Origin of the sequence: Bacillus sp. B25(2016b), from assembly GCF_001679765.1 — a bacterium.
GTDB lineage: Bacteria > Bacillota > Bacilli > Bacillales > Bacillaceae_G > Bacillus_A > Bacillus_A thuringiensis_K.
Map to the genome: position 1 here is coordinate 2,811,661 of NZ_CP016285.1, position 18,090 is coordinate 2,829,750.

An 18,090-nucleotide genomic window follows, 5' to 3' on the forward strand; every position below is an offset into this window, starting at 1 on the left:
TACCATATAATTAAATATAAGTAAATAAAATTAATTATATGGTAATTTTATTTACTTATATTAATGTCACCCTTTACCGTCTCGCTCTATCCATCGTACAGTCTTCTCTACATCTAAATCCGTATACGTCTTTTCACCATAACGAACAGACTCATATATCGAAATAATATCTCTCGTTCTACAAATTCTCGTTAACCATTGTTGCATCGTTTCATAAGACCTTCTTTGTTCGTGAAATGGTAATGTTCTTTCCCATTCAACTAACGTTTTCCTTATCGTATCTTTAGGTAACGGCTGTTCAAACTGATGCTTCACTTTCTTGTTCTTTTCGATTCTATCCGTATTTTCCTTTGTTATCGATTGTTTATCCTGTTCTATTTCTGATTTTGTTACCTTTTTCCTCATTAATTTATAAAAAGCATATAGAATAACTAATGCAATAATTACATAAAAAACGACACTAATCCATGCATTTGAAAGAACAGAAAACACATCAGTCCATGAATTTTTTCGTACAAAAAGTGGAATTTCCCTATATATTTTTGTTCTTGTATCTACAACTCCTATTTCTTCATCTATAATTCTTTCAGGTTCATCAAACTGTGCGTCTACACTAGTAAAATCATAATTTCTTTCCGATATTGTCTCCGTCTTACTAGAAAAAAGCCCATTTACTATGTCTTGTACATGCACAACACCTTGTGATAACGTTATCGCACTAACCGTAAAGAAAAGTAGTATTAATACTCTAACACTCCACAACTTTACTTTCACATGTCTCTCTTTATTAGCCATGACATAAACCCCTTCTTATTCTTTAATTACGACCCATTTATTCGTTCTACTGTATTTCCTTGGGGAAGTACCAAGAATTAAAGGAACCGCATCTAATTCCTTTCGCCGAAATCCAGCTGTGTAAAAATAAGAAGAAGTTATAGGTGTATCTTGATCCGATATTGAGGCAAGTACCTTTAATACATTTTGCAAATGTTTCCGGTTATCTCCATTTTTTATATGTAGCAAACCATTATCTTTCACACTATTAATCCATACTTCAAACGAACAGTTTTGCATAAGAAGTTGTTTACATATGCCTGCTGTTAATTCAATTAATTCTTCTATATCATTTCGCAATGAAACGCCACTTTTATTTTGCAAATTGAGATAAATCGCATATTTATCTGATTGTGTTCGCTCGTACTTTTTCGCAGTTATCGTCCCTGTTTTCGCCGTTGCACTCCAGTGGATGGAACGAAAATCTTCATTTTCATAAGACTTTACTCCCATTACTTTCGTTTCATCATATAAGGGTGAAGACATCGCTTTTCGAAATCCTCGTGACCATTCTTGTAATTCAGGAACTTGTATTTTCGGAACAGCTGGTAAGACTAAATAAGAGGGCGTATCAACTTGTTTATATGTTATATGGTTCGTTATAAATCCAAAGAGATCAGTAATAACAATTTCAACTTCTTCCCATTTCGCGATGCCTCTTTTTAACGCTACAGCTTGCAAATCAAATGAAACTGACTCCCTTCCTTTTAAATTAAAATTCATATAATAATTTGAACCTGTACTATGATTTTTGTTTATTTCATCATGATTCCAAGTTAGCTTATTTTCACATTTAAATCGAAATACGATATTAAGAATAGGAAATATCGACTTGTTTGAAATTTTCATTTTGCACATATTCGTTTCACCTATAAAAACGTTCGAATTCCCTTGACTGTATTCCCATTCAACACGAGATACTTTACGTATATATACATGCATAGCACCTATTAAAATTACATATAAAAATACGAGAGATAAAAACAGTAGATTACTTGAAAATACACTTAAAATAACGGCTACAACTGACATAACCCCCATTACGAAAGGCTCCGCTAAAGGTGTATACACAAGCTGTTGATTCATCGTACATTCTCCACTGGCACACTAATCGTATGAAGAATTTCTTTCATAATTTGTTCTTTCGTCGTTTTCATCTCTCCCTCAATCGTTAACGTTAAACGATGAGCACAAACGGATGCAGCGAGCGTCTTAATATCATCTGGCGTACAGTAATCTCTTTCATTTAATATTGCCCGTGCTTGAATTGCTCTCATAAATGCCAACGTTCCCCGAGGGCTTACACCAATTTCAATTAACTCATGGTTACGAGTTGCTTCAATAATTTCAAGGAGATAATCTTGCACATCATTCCCTACTAACACTTCTCTTGCACGCTTTTGCATCGTAATAATTTCTTCACTTGAAATAATAGAATGTAACGTTTCTAATGGATCATTCATTTGAAACCGATTCATCATTTCCTTTTCAGCTTCTCTCGTAGGATAACCTTGGCGTATTGTGAGTAAAAACCGGTCTAACTGAGCATCTGGTAACGGAAATGTGCCGGCTGATTCGAGTGGATTTTGCGTTGCTATAACTAAAAAAGGTTCTGGTAATGAATGTGTCTGTTTCGCAATTGTAACAGTACGCTCTTCCATAACCTCAAGTAACGAAGATTGTGTTCTCGGTACAGCTCGATTAATTTCATCCACTAATACGATATTTGCAAAAATAGGACCTAACCTCGTTTTAAAATCCGATTCCTTCACATCAAAATATTCAAGACCAATAACATCTCCAGGCAAAGTATCCGCTGTAAATTGTATTCTTTGAAATTTAGCGTCCACACTTTTAGCCAAGCTTTTCGCTAACGTTGTTTTTCCTGTCCCAGGTACATCTTCTAATAAAATATGCCCCCTTGCTATAAGAGCTATAGCTGCCAGTTCAATCGATTCATCTTTTCCTATAATAACTTTCGAAATATTATTAGTAATCTTCTTTAATGTACTCATATAGTATCTACCACCTTTAAATTATCTAAAAATTAAGAATATATTTTTTCCAAATTATAACATGTAATTCGAAGATGAAATAGAGTGAAAATGAATCTTTTATTTTTTCTTCATTGCACGCAAAAAAGCACCTATTGTCGTATATTGACAATAAGGTGCTTAACTCAATCCAACAGCCTTCTTTCCCTCTAATTTTTAGTAACAATACATCCTTTTTTCTGCCACGCATGCATTGTTTTGAATTAACTAGTAAAATGCATTCTAATATTACATATAATAAAAACCATTTCGATTTGTTCGTTATAGAACTTCCTCTACATCGACACTCTCTATCTTCACTTCATACATATTTGGGATGCTTGCTTCTTTTGGTACCCATGCATAATAATTTTGATCATTCTCTAAAATAAATTGAATTAACTTTGTTTCTGATCCATTCCAGAAATTTTTAAGATTATCGATGTACTCCTCTAAATCTTCTTTATAGTCCAATTGTAATATATAATCTCTTACCGTCAGGGCAAACACAATTAAACTTCCTAATAGATTTTTTTGCTCATTTTCTTCTTCATACTCTTGTGGTAAGAACCACACTTGACCTATTCCTATTGTTTTTTTGTATTTCTCATAAAAACTACTATCATCCATATTCTTATAATCATGTATTAATTCATTGACCAACGAATGCCATTTTGGCGGAATAATATTTTCCAATGCAGGATTATGTTCAATTCCTTCTACTATTTCTTCAATTTCTTCTGTCTCATCTTCATAGTGATATTCACTTAGGTCTATATGCTTAAATTTCATTTCATTTTTATAATGTGCCAAATCATATGGATAATGATTATTATCTTTTAAACTTGTATCATCAAGTTCGAGTATCTTTACTATTGCAGCTGTCTCAAAGCTCCAATACCCTACATATCCAGGTTCTTTATGCGCATTTTTCCATTCATAATCATAATGGCCTTTAAACCATTCTTTCTCCATGTACGTTTGTAATCTTTTAGATGCTTCTTTTTTATCTGTTTGTGCAAGTTCTATAATCTCTCTCGTTTTTGCATATGGATTTTCTTTATAATATCTGTTCGTCATTTTTGTGTATCCGATATCACTAGCGCATAAGAGGAAATCGATTACTGCATCGTTCATATTTTCTTTCTCAACTAGCTTAGCTAAACTTACAAGATTCTTTTTCTCCGTCTCTAATAAAATCCCTAGAGATATCATCCAAATTAGATTTAAATATCCAACTTCATTTTCCCCTATATGCCTCAAATCAATAAGAGCGTTGTCAAAATCTCCTTCTATTGTATGGATAGCTTCTCCTAGGGAATATTTTGCAATAATATCCTCTAACTCATAATTAAAATTTAATAGATACCTTCCTTCTATAAGACTTTTATTATCTTTAGCCTTTCTTTGAATACCATTCCTTTCATCTTCTTCAAAACTTTTAATCTCCTCTCTATTTTCCTCAATAAACTCTTTATTATATTCTATTCCTTCTCTACATTTTTCTTCTATACATAAAGGATCTCTCATACTATTCAATTCCTCCTAGTGCCTTAAATTATGGCCATTCTCCAATTATGTCTCCCTTTGCATCTATTCTAAATGTTTTCACATTTCCACTACTATCAACCTTTGATAACACTCTCTCAACTTCCTGATCTTGTAATGCTTTCGTAATCTTTGATGCTAATTTTGCATCTCCATCAACGGCCTTCAATATTCTACTTTTTCGGGTCTTCGCACCACTCAACCAACCATCTGACATTTGTCGTCCATCTTTAGTTTTCCCCAATTGTGAACTACCAAACTTAGCTTCATCAATAACATATTTGATCTTTGATTCTGCATTTGCATTTTCGTATAATCCATCAATCCCTTTTACTATTTTATCATTTATGCCTGATGGTGTACTTTTTCCGACTGGCTTTAAATCAAATCCAGCTTCTTTTAAACTTTGATTATTCAATAAATTGTCACTAGATTTTATTTCACCATAATTACCTTTTTGCTTATTTGTAGCTGTTTTTGCATCAAAATTGTCTACATTTGTATTTTTGTTACTGCTAGGTTTACCCTTACCACCATCTTTAGACTTCGCAAACTTATAATAAGCTTCTATCAATTCACCTTGAGGTATTTTGGTTACAACAGTTCCACCAACACTAGAGAATGCATAGGAAGCCTCTTTCTTAAATGATTGTAACATTTCAAGCGTAGGCTTCAATTCTTTTGCTAGTTTTACTGCATTAGCAAATGTACTTAATCCACTTGATGCTTTTGCTCCTTTTGTGATATGGCCTACTTTATTTAGTCCCCTATCGCCTAATATTGTGGTAGCTATTTGTGTTAATCCATAGGTAGTCAATTCTGTACGACTCTCTGCATCTCCCTCTATCATATCTCGTTTTATTTTATTTGAAAATGCATGCCACATATTTTTTGCAGTTTCATCCAAATGGAAAAGTGCATAGGCTACATTAATAAAAGTTCCTATGTCCATATTACTTAAAGCTATTGCGGACTCGATTTCATCACCAACAGCTTTCCCCGATCCTCTTTGAATAGCTTCCCACATCTTTTTCGCTGTTTCAAACGTGCTAACTATACCGTCTGCCGCATCGTCCCAAGCATTTCTAACCGGAGATTTCTTCTCAATTATGTTATTTGTTTCTATATCTTTAATTGACTGATCATTTTTTCGAGCTGTTTCTTCTATAATCCCCTGAATCGAACTCACCCAATCCATATTCAACCCTTGTGTACTAAACGTACCACTCACAGGACTAAATCCTTTCCCACTTTGCACTTCAGCGAGTCCGGCTGTGATGCTAGCTGCTAATTGGAGAGCGGTGCTGTAGTTGTTGCTGGATGAATGATTGAATTCATATAAATGCTCTAGTTTTTCTTCCAGTTTTTTTCTCATTGCACCTAATACCGTTACAATTGCACCTACTCCGGGCATTGGTGTAAGTACTTCTATTGCTTCTATACTTGTAATCGATTGATTAATTCCCCTTATTTGTTCTCTTATTTCTTGTTCAATCACATCTGTCGAAGCAACTTTCGCTTGGAACTCATTTGGAAATGCTTCATTTTGGCGAATTAATTCTTCACATAAGCATATGATTCCTTGCGCTAATGGCCGAAATGTTTGGACAAGGTAGGCTTTTGCACTACTGTATGTTTGTCCTTGTAATACTGTGTCTATCGCAAAGGCATCAATAGATTGAATGGCTTGTTCCATACTTTGAATCGTAGCATTACATATAGCGTTCATACTTTGAGTTTGACTTTGTACTTCTCCCAAATACATGTTTAAACTCATGTATTGGCCTCCCTTTGTAGTTGCTGCTGTTCATAGGAAAGGTTGTTTTCTTTCTCACTGAGATGCCGTTTTTCTTTAAGCAACGTCTCTTTTTCGTTTTCTAATTCGAATGTAAGTTTTCTTTCATACTGCCCGATCTCTTGCCGCATATTCGTAAAAAAGTGAAATGCTTCTTTGTCACCATACCAAGTTTCTAGTATTCGGTTAAATAAACGATTACTTCTATTTTTCCATTCATGAAAACTAGCCTCAGCTCGTTCTTGATTTTGCAGCGCGATTCGGTTTTCATTTTGTTCTTCAAATATAATTCGTAATTTTTGATTACATTGATTGATTCTCGTTTCAATTCCTTGACTCATCTTTTCTCCCTACCTTTTCCCCTTTACGTAGGTTGTTACATTATTGAAAAGTCTTTTGAAGTCCTGTATCCATTTTCTCAAATTCATTTGCTACGGAATGGATATTATCAATTGTTTGTTGAAAAGCAGTACAAAATTGTTTCGTGATCTGTAAATTTTGTTGATTTGCTTCTTGTGCTTGGAAGTTCACAGATAGTGTAGTACGCGTTGCCTTATTTATAGAGCGACTAGTAGCACTTTGCATTCTATCTGAAGCAGTTCTCATTTTCGTTGCAAATTGTGTTGCCGTATGCAAATTACTTTGAAATTCTCCCATTACTTACTCCCCTCTACCTTTTATTTACAAGAAAATTATAACACGGAAAAATATCCCAATAAACCGAATGTTCGAATTTAACATACAATTCACCACAGTTACTGAGGATACGAGCAACGCTTATCTATCAACATAACTGAGTCCAAGATGGATTCTACTTATACAAAAAAGATGACTTCAGCCATATGCTAAAGTCATCTTTTTCTACCTTATTATTTTACTAATTCTCCATTATAAGCTTTTATATTAAGCGGAGCAGTTAAAAATTGTGCTGCTTTACTAACGAAAGATGTGAAGTGTTCACTCGTATTATGGCTCGCAACTGCTGCTTCATCTTTCCATACTTCTACCATCGTATAAACACTTTCTTTTTCTGTATCTTTATATAAGTCATAAGATACATTTCCACTTTCTTCTCTTGAACCATGAATGAGTGGCTGAATTTCTTCTAAAAATGCTTGTTGTTTCGCTGGATCTACTTGAAATATTGCGTGAATAATAATCATGGTGCTTCCCCTCTCATCTTTCACTTATTGAAGTTCTTTTATAAAATTATTTCCATTCTGCAACTTTTTTAATTGGAAGACGTACTGATTGGTAACCACTGTCTGCAGCTTTCCCGATTGAAATTAACATAACTGGTACGTAGCGTTCTTTATCTAGTCCAAATGCTTCTGCAATTTGGTCTTTTTCAAATCCACCAATTGGACAAGTATCATAACCGTGCGCACGAGCTGCTAGCATAAATTGCATTGCTACAAGACCACCGTCAATTAATACCGTATCTTTCATTACTTCTGGTGTAACCATTGAGAAGTAAGCTGAAAGTTTTTTCATTTGGTCTTCTTTTACTTCTGCTGGCATTAAACCACGCTCTACTGCTGTACCGTAAATTTCTTCTGCGTTATCAAAGTTGTTTAAATCACCAAATAAAGCAATCATTGCTGAAGATGTTTCTACTTGAGATTGATTGAATTTCGCAAGTGGCGCAAGTGTTGCTTTCGCTTCATCACTTTCAATCACTACGAATCTCCATGGTTGCATGTTTACTGAAGATGGTGCAAGTGTTGCTTCTGTAAGAATTTCTGTCATTTCTTCTTTGCTAATTTTCACTGAAGGGTCGTACTTACGAATTGAACGACGTCCTGTTAAAATTTCGTTAAAATCATTTGTTTTTACTGAGTTAGTCATAGTTGTATTCTCCCTTTTTTATAATTCTTTTATATTTTCTTGAATGTGATTTAACATATTTAAAAGATTATCGCGTTCTTCCTCACTTAATCCTTTAAATGCAGATGCTGCAAAACGTTCTTTTTCCTCTTGAAACGCTTGAATTTTATTTCGTCCCTCTTCAGTAAGAGAAACTAACGTAATTCTGTTATCTTCTGGATTTTTACGTCTTACAATCATTTCATTGGCCTCAAGCTGCTTTAAATGCCTTGTTATCGCAGCATTATCAATATTCACTTCTTGCTGAAGTGCTTTTTGACTAATTTCACCTACTTCAAATAATTGAAGTATAAGCTCTAATCGAGACTGGCTCATACCCGTACACCCTTCAAATTTCGAACTTACTTCTTTATTTAGAAAGTGTAATTTATATAAAATAATCGCTTCTTTTGAGCATGAACTTGTCAAATTAACCCTCCTTTACAATCAAAATAAAAACATTTGATGTATCAATAGTTGATATGTCAATTAATATAATCTATATCGATTTAGAATGCAAGCATTTTGTTTTTATTTTATTTTTTCCAAATTAAGGCGCTTTGTAGCGTTACAAATAATGTTAATTGCACTATAATAATACTAATTTAAAGAACTGGAGAGTGATTGATAATGCGGCAATACACAAATAGAAATGAGGAATTGAAAATGGAAAATGAAATGAGGATATTCACAAATGACAACAATAAATATAGGGATTGTTGCGCACGTAGACGCTGGCAAGACGAGTTTGACTGAGCGTATTCTTTATGAAACGAATGTGATTAAAGAAATTGGCCGAGTAGATAGTGGTAATACACAAACTGACTCAATGGAATTAGAAAGACAACGCGGAATTACGATTAAAGCATCTGTCGTTTCTTTCTTTATTGATGATGTAAAAGTAAATGTCATTGATACACCTGGACACGCTGATTTTATCGCTGAAGTGGAGCGATCATTCCGCGTTCTAGACGATGCGATTTTAGTTATCTCTGCCGTTGAAGGTGTGCAAGCACAAACAAAAATTTTAATGCGAACATTACAGAAACTAAACATACCGACTATTTTATTCGTTAATAAAATTGATCGTAGTGGCGCAAACACTGAAAAAGTTATGAAACAAATAAAAGAGGTTCTTTCAAATGAAGCATTCCCCTTCTATTCTGTTCTAAACGTAGGAACGAAAGGAGCCCAGATTATTGCATACAAATCATATGACGATTGTACGGAACTGTTAGCGCCATATAATGAATCGTTACTTGCGTCATATGTAAATGATGAAATCGTACCGGACGTATTATTAAGAGAAGAACTCGAAAAACAAATACAGCAAGCAAGTGTGTACCCAATCTTTTTCGGTTCAGCCATGACAGGTATAGGTGTAACTGAACTGCTCGAAAATATTTCAACCTTATTTCCAGCTAATAAGTCGGCAGAAAACGAAACATTATCCGGTGTTGTGTTTAAAATTGAACGTGAACCTTCTGGAGAAAAGATTGCTTATGTAAGAGTTTTTTCTGGTCGTTTACACGTAAGAAAATATGTTGATATACAGCGCGGAGACGTTCTGGGGCATAAAGAAAAGGTTAAGAAAATATGTCTATTTCATAACGGGAATGTTGTTCAAGCTTCTATCGTTCCTAGCGGAGAATTTTGCAAAGTGTGAGGACTGAATGATATTAAAATTGGTGATATTATTGGTGAACGTACGGATTATATAAAAGATATTCACTTTGCCGAACCACAAATGGAAGCTTCCATTGATGCAGTATCAAAAGAAAGAATTCATGATTTATACGCTGCACTTATGGAGCTATGTGAAGAAGATCCACTTATTAAAGTGTGGAAAGATGATGTTCATAATGAACTATATATTCGCCTTTTCGGTGAAGTACAGAAAGAAGTAATTGAAACGACTCTTTTTGAAAAATATAATTTGCAGGTTACTTTTTCAAATACGCGAGTTGTATGTATTGAAAAGCCAATTGGCATTGGGAATTCCGTTGAAGTCATGGGTGAAAAAGCCAATCCATTTTACGCAACAGTCGGATTCAAAGTTGAACGTGGTGAACTTAATTGCGGCATAACATATAAATTAGGTGTTGAGCTCCGCTCACTACCTTTAGCATTCCATAAAGCGATTGAAGATACAGTATTTCAAACGTTAAAGCAAGGTTTATACGGATGGGAAGTTACGGACATTTCTGTCACGTTAACGCATACAGGTTATGCTAGTCCTGTTACAACAGCGAGTGACTTTAGAAACTTAACGCCGCTCGTTTTAATGGATGCTTTAAAGCAAGCTGAAACACATGTATATGAACCAATAAACGAGTTTGAATTAACTGTACCGGAGCACGCAATTAGTACCGCGATGTATAAGCTCGCTGCTATTCCAGCGACTTTTGCAGAACCTATATTCAATAATGATTCCTACCAGTTAACAGGATCATTACCTGTTGCAAAAACAGAGAATTTTAAACGAATGCTACATTCATTTACAGAAGGAGACGGCATATTTACAACGAAGCCAGCTGGTTTCACAAAGCTTATGGCTCCCTTCCCTACTCGAAAACGTGTTGATTATAATCCGCTGAACCGTAAGGATTATTTACTTCATGTTTTGAAGGCTTATTAAAGTAAAAGAGGTGCAATTCGCACCTCTTTTGCATGTATTAATAGGTTAGTTTGTCCTAACAACTTCTTTAAGTTCTCCTATTATTTTCGCTATAGCCTCAATTGAATTTTCCGTTTCATATCCCCCAACATTTACAGAATGATTTGCATTTTTGACAACTTCAATCTGTAAATTCGTTTTATATAACTGATCAATTTGATCTGCATTGTATTGGTGATCTTTATCCCCAATAACTAAAAAACCTTCGTGTCGACTATGTAAGATAGAATCAAAAATTGTATCAAACGTCAGTAAAGGTGTAAGTAGTATCATTTTTGACTGCGCGAATTCTTCTCTCTTCATTAAATCATTTGCAATCGGAATTGTTCCGAGTGACTTCCCTAAAAACATAGTCTCGTTGTATTGCTCATCTTTTAATACTTCATTTATTACAGGATTAATATCATCCATCATTACTTTCGTTACTTCTTCCATTGTTTTATTCATTACTTGTTCGTCATAAGAATAATGAATATGTACTACATCTATTTTATTTTCGAGCATAAGCATCGTCGCATAATAAAATAACGGTTTATCGTAATTGTATCCTGAACCGGAGAACATAAAGCAAATCCTACTAGAACCTTTTTCGATATGTGTGTAACGAATTACTTTATCATCTATATTTATTTCTTTTTTAGTCCCCTTCACCCTTTTCTCCTCCGAATACATTTAATTTTGTAAAACGATATGTTCTGTATGAACTGCTATATCCTTTACTTTCTCTTTTATAAATGCAGGCTGTAAATTATATGCATGTAACTCTTCTACCGGCACCCACTTAAAGAAATACGTTCTACCTTCTTCTTCCAAAATATATTGATCCGCTCCATTTGCAGGTAACTCATGTAGCTCTACTTCATAATAAAAACTAATTTCATGAAACTTTCGCTCAGAAAGTGTAAAGAAATTTTCTACTGACCATATTAATCTTTTCCCTTTCATAGGAACACCTAATTCTTCTGCAAGTTCTCGTTTTAACGTATCTTCACTATTTTCTAGCATTTTCACTCTTCCGCCTGGTACATACCAATAATCTTCCCCTTTGTTTTGAAGAATAAGTATTTTATTATCCTGTTTACAAATTGCTCCAACGCGGTAATTAAAACATGTTTCCTCTACTTTAAACGTAAGATCCATCCGTAATGCCCCTCATATAAATATCGAATTATTACAAAACAATTATGTAATTACTGTACAAATAAGGTTACTAAATTTATTCACTTCATTCAATCATTTTCGAATTTTCTAAACTCTTATTTTTCATCATTACAAGTGTATATACATATGTTACAATCACATTGCACACTAGAAAACATTATGGGGGTACGGATGGAAACGTTATTAATCCAGCAAACTGAGAAATCAAATAAGTTTTGGAAAATCGTTGTGAAAGAAAAGGACTATGTTGTGTTTTACGGAAAAATTGGCACAGTTGGCAGTGTGAAAGCGAAAGAGTTTGAAACAGAAGAAGAATGTATGAAAGAAGCTAATAAACTAGTTGCTTCCAAACGTAAAAAAGGATATACAGCCCCGTTGCCTGGGGAAGATTACATAAAAGAAAAAACGATAACCGAAGAAGAATTTTGGGAACTACTTCATCGTGCAAAAACGAAAGGTGAGGACCAAGAAGAACAAATAGAATGGCTTACTTCTCACCTTGCTAAACGTACAGTACATGAAATTGTAGCATTTGATACGCATATGCATCGTCTTTTGAAAGACTCCTATACCTCCCGTTTATGGGCAGCAGCCTATATTATTATGGGTGGCTGTTCAGATGATACTTTCGATTACTTCCGCGGATGGTTATTATATCAAGGAAAAGAGACATACGAAGCTTGTATTGAAGATCCAGAACGATTAATTCCTGTATTAGAAAACTTGAGTGAGTATGACGTCCCAGAGATTGAAGAACTTTCTTTATATTTCGGTTTCACTGTATATGCAGAAAAAACTGGGGATGAAGATGATACTTACTTTACACTATACCATGTCTTAACAAATGAAGAGTTTGAGGAAGTTGATATCGAGTTAGATTGGGATGAAGACGATGAGGAAGGTTTAAAAAAGATGTTTCCTAAGCTATGGGAGATGTATGGGGAAGAACCGATTGAGTAGTAGATTAATTATTCGTGAAAAAGCGCCTTGTTTCTTTAGTAACAAGGCACATTTTTTGATACTATATTTAAATTATTATCTTCCCACTCTCCCACCACTCCATAAAAGTCTTTAAAGAAGGAGCAACCCACGTTCTACTATCATTTTCATGATTCCATACATATATATCATCTCTTTGCACTTTTCCATTCAAAATGGAATAGCCAAACAAATCACCATTTCCGCCATCAGCAAAAAATAATAAACAGCCAAAAGGCATATATAGACCCTTAAAATCAGCTATATTTCTCATATTCATATTTTCAGTTTTAATTTTTGAAGCAGACCATATAAAGTCCCCGTACTCACCTTCTATACCGTTTGTTTCTTGTAATAATTGATATAAATCATTCGGTAACTCCACATATAAACATTGTTGTATATCAGTAAGTTCCTCCTTCGTAGCCGAATTTTTTAAGCTTAAGTTTGATGAGATACTGTGAATGGTGTCTTTCCACATCACCTTTTCTCCTCCTTATGTGCAATCAAGTATATTCAAAGGACTCCGCTAAATTTATTGATACCATCTTTCTAACAATTCCTTCTCCCTCTCCCCTGAAATACCTGCTTTTAATTCCCATTCTTCCGTACTCTCCATCCACTCATACACATCTGTAACTGTCTCTTCTATTCTTCTAAAAGTAAGCCCTTCATTAACCGCACTTTCGATACAAATAGAAAACCCGCCTCTCCACGGCTTCGTCTCACCATCTAATGGGAAAGTTTCTGGAATCCACAAAGGCATTTCCGTCCAAGGCTGTACTTTGTGCTCCTTCATAAATGCTTCATCTACCCAAACAAATTCAGCATCGCTATTTGTAACCTTTTTACACGTATTTAATAGCTCTTCCATCGTCAAATCATAATTTGGACCTGTTACATTGAATGTACCTACATTTTTATTTTCTGCCATGTTTAGTCCCCAGTTTGCGACGTCTTTTATATCAACTATTTGCACTGGACGGTCTTTTCTTCCTGGAACTAACACTTTACCTCCTTTTGTTACACGTTGAATCCAATATGGAAGTCGATCTGTATAATCAAACATTCCTGAAAGAAGTCCTGCTCTTACGTGTAAAACACACCTCGGCCAATACTTCTCTGCTTCTTTTTCACATAATACTTTCAGCGCACCATAATGCTCATAAGGAGAAACTTCACCATTCTCTACAGCCTTTATTTGCTCTTCCGTTGGTTCAGGTTGTAATATATAGTCTTCTTTTATGTCATGCGGGATCCAATCTTTATATACGGAAAGGCTTGAGATGAATATATAATGTTTTATATTATCTTTTAAGACATCTCCAGTATTCCGAATGTGATGCGGAGAAAACCCACATGTATCCACGACAACATCCCATTTTCGATTTTCTAAACTTGATACATCACCATTTCTGTCACCGATAAGCTGCTCCACTTCAGGAAAAATTTCTTTGTTTGTTCCGCGGTTAAATAATGTAACTTCATGCCCTCTGTTCAAAGCCTCTTCTACAACAGCTCTTCCCAAAAATCGTGTACCACCTAGTATTAAAATTTTCATGGTTCTCCCCCATTCATCATTAAAAATCCTTTCTTTTGTTAAACGATTTTTTGCTCTTAAAAGTTACGGGTGGAATGCAGATTTTCACTATAATCTTAGTTCTATAAAATAAAAAGTAATTATTAGCGCCCATTCTTTACCTTTACACAATCTCCCCATCAATTAACTCAATAATTCTATTACACTTATTCGCTACCTCAATATCATGCGTTACAATAATAATCGTTCGTCCTTCTTCATTCAGTTGTAATAGTAGATCCATAATTTCTTCTCCTGTTTTTCTATCTAAATTCCCTGTCGGTTCATCAGCCAAAATTATTTCTGGTTCGCCTACTAACGCTCTAGCAATTGCGACTCGCTGCTGTTGTCCACCTGAAAGCTCGTCCGGTGTTTTATGCGTATGTTCTTTTAAACCTACTTTTCTAAATAGAACTTCGCCTTATTTTCTCTTTCTCGTTGCTTTAGCTTTCTATATGTGAGTGGTAGTGCTACATTATCTAGTACAGTATGTTCTTTTAACAATGCAAAATATTGAAAGATAAATCCAATCATTTCATTTCTTGTTTTATGAACTTTATTTGCTCTTATTTCAGTTAATGTTTTTTCATTTAACGTATATTCACCCTCATTTGGCAAATCAATTAACCCTATAACATTTAATAGCGTACTTTTCCCCGATCCTGATCGACCCATTATCGCTATAATTTCGCCCTTATTTATCGTTAAGTTTATACCGTTTAATGCGAACGTATTATGGTTCTTGTTACTATACACCTTCTTAATGTCTTTCAATTCAATTAAACTCATTATTCCATCCCACCTATTAATGTTTTCGGTTCGAGTTTTCTAATAGATAAGAAGACAATTACATTCGAGACAATGATGATCAATAATAAGAAAAGAAATACTAAAAATAATATAGGCATGTCCAATTTAAAGTCTAATGCCGATACTGCTTTAAAATCCTTTGACATTTGCAGCAGCTTCCCATACCTCCATGAAAAGTAAGCTATTGACATTCCTAAGCCAGCTATTGCTACAATAATGTTTTCTAAAACAATTTGAATAAACATTCCAAATTTACTTTCGCCAAAAACTATTTTTATACCAAATTCCCTCTTTCTCATTAAAATAGAAACGATGGTTGTTACTGCCATTCCGACTATCGAGAATAGAATGAATAAGATTCCTACTATAAGTTGAGGTATTTCAGAATAGCTGTTAAGAGTAACATCTATATTTATTTCATCACCTAAATTTTTCAAATGAAACGTACCGCCGTTTCCTTTAAGTTGAATTAATTCTTCTAGTTTCTTTACATCTGCATCTTTTCGTAAATGTAAAACTGTACTTTGATGCAGTCTTAAAAACATTCCTTCATAATTTTCATATCTATTAGATGACATAGGCATTATCATTGCGTAATCCAACTTCAAATAAACGTTCGTTGTATTATTATCTACGATAAATTTATTCTCTGGTAAAAAGCCTATAATTGTATATTGATTATTAATTGTATCCCCAACTTGAAAATATTTCTTAAAGTAAGAACCCATTAATACTTTTGTTTTTTCTTCACTATTTTTGGGAAAATCTTCATGCAAGAAACCCTCTTTAGGTTTTAAATGTAAACCTAATAATTTATAGTAATTTTCATCTACAACAATTGTTTGAACAGTAGGTCTTTCATCGTGAAACGTTTTATGTTTCAAATCAGCAATCATACTGTTTTGAAGTGGTCTATTACTTGATTCTATTTCAATTAAACTCTCCTCGTATGTACCATACGAAATCACGTCTTTATTTTGATGAATTGTATTATAAACCGCTTGAATTTGCTCTTTATTAAATTGATTGCTTTGTAACCTATCTGTCATCCTTTCAAAAGTAACTAAATATGTTTTATCCACATTTAATGCTGAGCTGGATTTATCGTTTAAATGGTGTAAATTATAAAATACATTAATTGAACTCGTTATAGTTGCTAATCCAAATGTAATTTGTATTAGCAGAAGTACCGAAAATAGAAATCTCTTTTTTAATGCTATGAACGCACTTTTTATTCTCATCATTTTTACTCCTTTAATGCTTTAGCAGGTTCACTTTTAAGCACATATACAAATGGTATAACAGAGAGGATAAAAGCTATACTAAGTGAAAGAAATACACACATTACAATATGAGTAGGCTGTAAACTAATGCTATAGCTTGTAGACTCTATAATACTTTCACTCAAAGTGCTAAAAATCCATTGTATGCATATCGCACAGGCTGATGCGGTAATTGCACATAAAAATAATTGACTAAATATAAAAATAAAAAGATTTACATTACTTGCTCCCAAAGATTTCCTTAGCGAAAGACTTTTTTTCTTCGTATAAATCCAATAATAACTTACTACTATACTGGTAATTAAAGCTATACAAAAAAGCCTAAATGGAAAACTTAATAACTCTTTCACAGCTTTACTTGAGTTTTTTTCTTTCTCAAAATTCTCTTTTTCACTTATCACTTTGGCATTTATATCTTTATTGTTCTGGTTTATATGCTGTATGAAAGTGTTTATTTCCTTTATAGGGTTTTCGTTAGAACGAACGATCATTTGGAATGTATTTTCATTTTGGATCATTTTTTTCACTTCATCTGGCATATCATTTAAAGCGACGTAAATTTTAATATTATACTCATATCCAGTATTTGCTCCAGCTACACCTTTAACTGTATATTCCTTATTAAATAGTTTTATTGTTTCCGTATCCTTATAAATTTTCTTCCCGACTATTACACTATTTTCTTCATTTTGTTCCATCTGAGAACCTTTTAGCAAAGGTGGAGACCAATTTTTATTAAGGAGACCATTCATTGTTGCTCGGCCGATACCCGGAATAGTAATACGAATATCATTTGTAATAACACTAGCATTTTTAAAATCAGTCTCTACTAACATCTGGAATTGTTTAAAATTTAATTCGCCTATATTAGTAAGTTGAACGGAATAGTAATAATTAAAATAACCATTCTTTCTATCATAAAATTTCTCATCATAATAATCTTTCGTCGACATTGCTATAAGTATCGGCCATATTGTCAATACAAACGCAATAAATAACATAATGAATATTGCTTTGTTTACCACTATTTCTTTTAATACTAGATTCATATATCCTCCTCATTTTAAAAACCGCGAAAAAGGTATTTATCCTTTTTCACGGTTTTTGTTGATTGTTATCTAATTACCATTTCCTTAGAGGTGTAGGCACTATCCCCTTTCATTCCATTCATGACCCGAATAACCAGTAGTAATTGGCCCTCTGGATGAAACTTTAACGTTCACACGATCTGTAATTTTAGCATTATTCTTTTCTGCCTCTTTAGAAGACCCATCATCAAAGCTAGCCCTTACAGTCATCTTGTAAAAATGAGGTTCATTTGTTTGCGCAGTGTAGGCGTGTCCTGTAGCCTTTCCTCCGCTCCCTTCCCATTTCCCATAAGAATCCCAACTAATCGAAGCAAATGAAACGGAAGAAACCATACCTAATAAACAAGCAGTTAGCCCTGTAGTAGCTAAAGTTTTTTGAAGTAAGTTTTTCATATAAACTCAATCTCCCTTGTTTAAAATATTCACTTAAATATTTAA

General features: G+C 33.9%; 17 protein-coding genes and 3 pseudogenes. 2 read left to right on the top strand and 18 right to left on the bottom strand.

Features of this window, described 5'->3' with window-relative positions:
- Positions 1 to 66: 66 nt before the first annotated feature.
- The 10 genes from BAQ53_RS14355 to BAQ53_RS14400 form a co-directional block, all read right to left on the bottom strand.
- Positions 67 to 795, bottom strand: a complete 729-nt coding sequence (locus tag BAQ53_RS14355; protein WP_208905574.1) for a signal peptidase II — start codon at positions 793 to 795, stop codon at positions 67 to 69.
- A gap of 15 nt (positions 796 to 810) precedes the next feature.
- Positions 811 to 1,920, bottom strand: coding sequence for a DUF58 domain-containing protein (locus BAQ53_RS14360; protein ID WP_001075945.1), 1,110 nt, complete (start codon positions 1,918 to 1,920; stop codon positions 811 to 813).
- Positions 1,917 to 2,849, bottom strand: a complete 933-nt coding sequence (locus BAQ53_RS14365) for an AAA family ATPase (protein ID WP_000105661.1) — start codon at positions 2,847 to 2,849, stop codon at positions 1,917 to 1,919. The genes BAQ53_RS14360 and BAQ53_RS14365 overlap by 4 nt, the downstream gene beginning before the upstream one ends.
- A 300-nt stretch (positions 2,850 to 3,149) precedes the next feature.
- Entirely contained in the window at positions 3,150 to 4,397 is a 1,248-nt protein-coding gene (locus tag BAQ53_RS14370) for a PoNi-like cognate immunity protein (protein WP_208905576.1), read from the bottom strand.
- Positions 4,398 to 4,425: 28 nt separating this feature from the next.
- The gene (locus tag BAQ53_RS14375; protein WP_208905584.1) at positions 4,426 to 6,192 is read right to left on the bottom strand and encodes a T7SS effector LXG polymorphic toxin; all 1,767 of its coding nucleotides are present in this window, start codon (positions 6,190 to 6,192) and stop codon (positions 4,426 to 4,428) included.
- Positions 6,189 to 6,551 (bottom strand): DUF3958 family protein, encoded by a 363-nt coding sequence (locus BAQ53_RS14380; protein WP_000077521.1) that lies wholly within the window; start codon positions 6,549 to 6,551, stop codon positions 6,189 to 6,191. The genes BAQ53_RS14375 and BAQ53_RS14380 overlap by 4 nt, the downstream gene beginning before the upstream one ends.
- Before the next feature lie 40 nt (positions 6,552 to 6,591).
- Positions 6,592 to 6,867 carry a TIGR04197 family type VII secretion effector gene (locus BAQ53_RS14385; RefSeq protein WP_061884319.1) on the bottom strand — a complete coding sequence of 92 codons (276 nt, stop codon included), beginning with the start codon at positions 6,865 to 6,867 and terminating at the stop codon, positions 6,592 to 6,594.
- A 212-nt stretch (positions 6,868 to 7,079) separates the two neighbouring features.
- Positions 7,080 to 7,373, bottom strand: a complete 294-nt coding sequence (locus tag BAQ53_RS14390; protein WP_000583805.1) for a putative quinol monooxygenase — start codon at positions 7,371 to 7,373, stop codon at positions 7,080 to 7,082.
- 46 nt (positions 7,374 to 7,419) lie between these two features.
- A complete protein-coding gene (locus BAQ53_RS14395; RefSeq protein WP_208905586.1) occupies positions 7,420 to 8,058 on the bottom strand; it encodes a nitroreductase family protein in 639 nt (212 codons plus the stop codon).
- A gap of 18 nt (positions 8,059 to 8,076) precedes the next feature.
- Positions 8,077 to 8,505 carry a MarR family winged helix-turn-helix transcriptional regulator gene (locus tag BAQ53_RS14400; RefSeq protein ID WP_000204164.1) on the bottom strand — a complete coding sequence of 143 codons (429 nt, stop codon included), beginning with the start codon at positions 8,503 to 8,505 and terminating at the stop codon, positions 8,077 to 8,079.
- 265 nt (positions 8,506 to 8,770) lie between these two features.
- Between BAQ53_RS14400 and BAQ53_RS26265 the strand changes: the two are divergent.
- Positions 8,771 to 10,714: pseudogene (locus BAQ53_RS26265) on the top strand (GTP-binding protein).
- 45 nt (positions 10,715 to 10,759) lie between these two features.
- On the opposite strand, the gene BAQ53_RS14415 reads toward BAQ53_RS26265, so the two are convergent.
- Together BAQ53_RS14415 and BAQ53_RS14420 are read right to left on the bottom strand one after the other, a co-directional pair.
- A complete protein-coding gene (locus BAQ53_RS14415) occupies positions 10,760 to 11,425 on the bottom strand; it encodes an alpha/beta family hydrolase (RefSeq protein ID WP_208905596.1) in 666 nt (221 codons plus the stop codon).
- Positions 11,426 to 11,893 carry an NUDIX hydrolase gene (locus BAQ53_RS14420; protein ID WP_000366248.1) on the bottom strand — a complete coding sequence of 156 codons (468 nt, stop codon included), beginning with the start codon at positions 11,891 to 11,893 and terminating at the stop codon, positions 11,426 to 11,428.
- A 192-nt stretch (positions 11,894 to 12,085) separates the two neighbouring features.
- On the opposite strand from BAQ53_RS14420, the gene BAQ53_RS14425 reads away from it, so the two are divergent.
- Positions 12,086 to 12,874, top strand: a complete 789-nt coding sequence (locus BAQ53_RS14425) for a DUF4240 domain-containing protein (protein ID WP_208905598.1) — start codon at positions 12,086 to 12,088, stop codon at positions 12,872 to 12,874.
- A gap of 67 nt (positions 12,875 to 12,941) precedes the next feature.
- Here BAQ53_RS14425 and BAQ53_RS14430 read toward each other — a convergent pair whose 3' ends face one another.
- The 6 genes and pseudogenes from BAQ53_RS14430 to BAQ53_RS14455 form a co-directional block, all read right to left on the bottom strand.
- The gene (locus BAQ53_RS14430) at positions 12,942 to 13,373 is read right to left on the bottom strand and encodes an SMI1/KNR4 family protein (RefSeq protein ID WP_208906954.1); all 432 of its coding nucleotides are present in this window, start codon (positions 13,371 to 13,373) and stop codon (positions 12,942 to 12,944) included.
- Between the two features lie 54 nt (positions 13,374 to 13,427).
- Positions 13,428 to 14,453: an SDR family oxidoreductase gene (locus tag BAQ53_RS14435; protein ID WP_208905606.1), complete on the bottom strand. Its 1,026-nt coding sequence runs from the start codon at positions 14,451 to 14,453 to the stop codon at positions 13,428 to 13,430.
- Between the two features lie 142 nt (positions 14,454 to 14,595).
- Positions 14,596 to 15,260: pseudogene (locus tag BAQ53_RS14440) on the bottom strand (ABC transporter ATP-binding protein).
- Positions 15,260 to 16,525 carry an ABC transporter permease gene (locus BAQ53_RS14445; RefSeq protein WP_208905607.1) on the bottom strand — a complete coding sequence of 422 codons (1,266 nt, stop codon included), beginning with the start codon at positions 16,523 to 16,525 and terminating at the stop codon, positions 15,260 to 15,262. Before BAQ53_RS14445 ends, BAQ53_RS14440 begins: the two are co-directional and overlap by 1 nt.
- Positions 16,526 to 16,527: 2 nt before the next feature.
- Positions 16,528 to 17,613, bottom strand: coding sequence for an FtsX-like permease family protein (locus BAQ53_RS14450; RefSeq protein WP_106081947.1), 1,086 nt, complete (start codon positions 17,611 to 17,613; stop codon positions 16,528 to 16,530).
- 65 nt (positions 17,614 to 17,678) lie between these two features.
- Positions 17,679 to 18,045: pseudogene (locus BAQ53_RS14455) on the bottom strand (hypothetical protein).
- Between the last annotated feature and the right edge of the window lie 45 nt (positions 18,046 to 18,090).

Bases quoted from the DNA above. Each gene is read 5' to 3' on its own strand.
- BAQ53_RS14360 (WP_001075945.1), bottom strand. From the start codon at position 1,920: ATGAATCAACAGCTTGTGTATACACCTTTAGCGGAGCCTTTCGTAATG.
- BAQ53_RS14370 (WP_208905576.1), bottom strand. From the start codon at position 4,397: ATGAGAGATCCTTTATGTATAGAAGAAAAATGTAGAGAAGGAATAGAA.
- BAQ53_RS14425 (WP_208905598.1), top strand. From the start codon at position 12,086: ATGGAAACGTTATTAATCCAGCAAACTGAGAAATCAAATAAGTTTTGG.
- BAQ53_RS14395 (WP_208905586.1), bottom strand. From the start codon at position 8,058: ATGACTAACTCAGTAAAAACAAATGATTTTAACGAAATTTTAACAGGA.
- BAQ53_RS14435 (WP_208905606.1), bottom strand. From the start codon at position 14,453: ATGAAAATTTTAATACTAGGTGGTACACGATTTTTGGGAAGAGCTGTT.
- BAQ53_RS14375 (WP_208905584.1), bottom strand. From the start codon at position 6,192: ATGAGTTTAAACATGTATTTGGGAGAAGTACAAAGTCAAACTCAAAGT.
- BAQ53_RS14445 (WP_208905607.1), bottom strand. From the start codon at position 16,525: ATGATGAGAATAAAAAGTGCGTTCATAGCATTAAAAAAGAGATTTCTA.
- BAQ53_RS14380 (WP_000077521.1), bottom strand. From the start codon at position 6,551: ATGAGTCAAGGAATTGAAACGAGAATCAATCAATGTAATCAAAAATTA.
- BAQ53_RS14430 (WP_208906954.1), bottom strand. From the start codon at position 13,373: ATGTGGAAAGACACCATTCACAGTATCTCATCAAACTTAAGCTTAAAA.
- BAQ53_RS14390 (WP_000583805.1), bottom strand. From the start codon at position 7,373: ATGATTATTATTCACGCAATATTTCAAGTAGATCCAGCGAAACAACAA.
- BAQ53_RS14450 (WP_106081947.1), bottom strand. From the start codon at position 17,613: ATGAATCTAGTATTAAAAGAAATAGTGGTAAACAAAGCAATATTCATT.
- BAQ53_RS14420 (WP_000366248.1), bottom strand. From the start codon at position 11,893: ATGGATCTTACGTTTAAAGTAGAGGAAACATGTTTTAATTACCGCGTT.
- BAQ53_RS14365 (WP_000105661.1), bottom strand. From the start codon at position 2,849: ATGAGTACATTAAAGAAGATTACTAATAATATTTCGAAAGTTATTATA.
- BAQ53_RS14385 (WP_061884319.1), bottom strand. From the start codon at position 6,867: ATGGGAGAATTTCAAAGTAATTTGCATACGGCAACACAATTTGCAACG.
- BAQ53_RS14415 (WP_208905596.1), bottom strand. From the start codon at position 11,425: ATGTATTCGGAGGAGAAAAGGGTGAAGGGGACTAAAAAAGAAATAAAT.
- BAQ53_RS14355 (WP_208905574.1), bottom strand. From the start codon at position 795: ATGGCTAATAAAGAGAGACATGTGAAAGTAAAGTTGTGGAGTGTTAGA.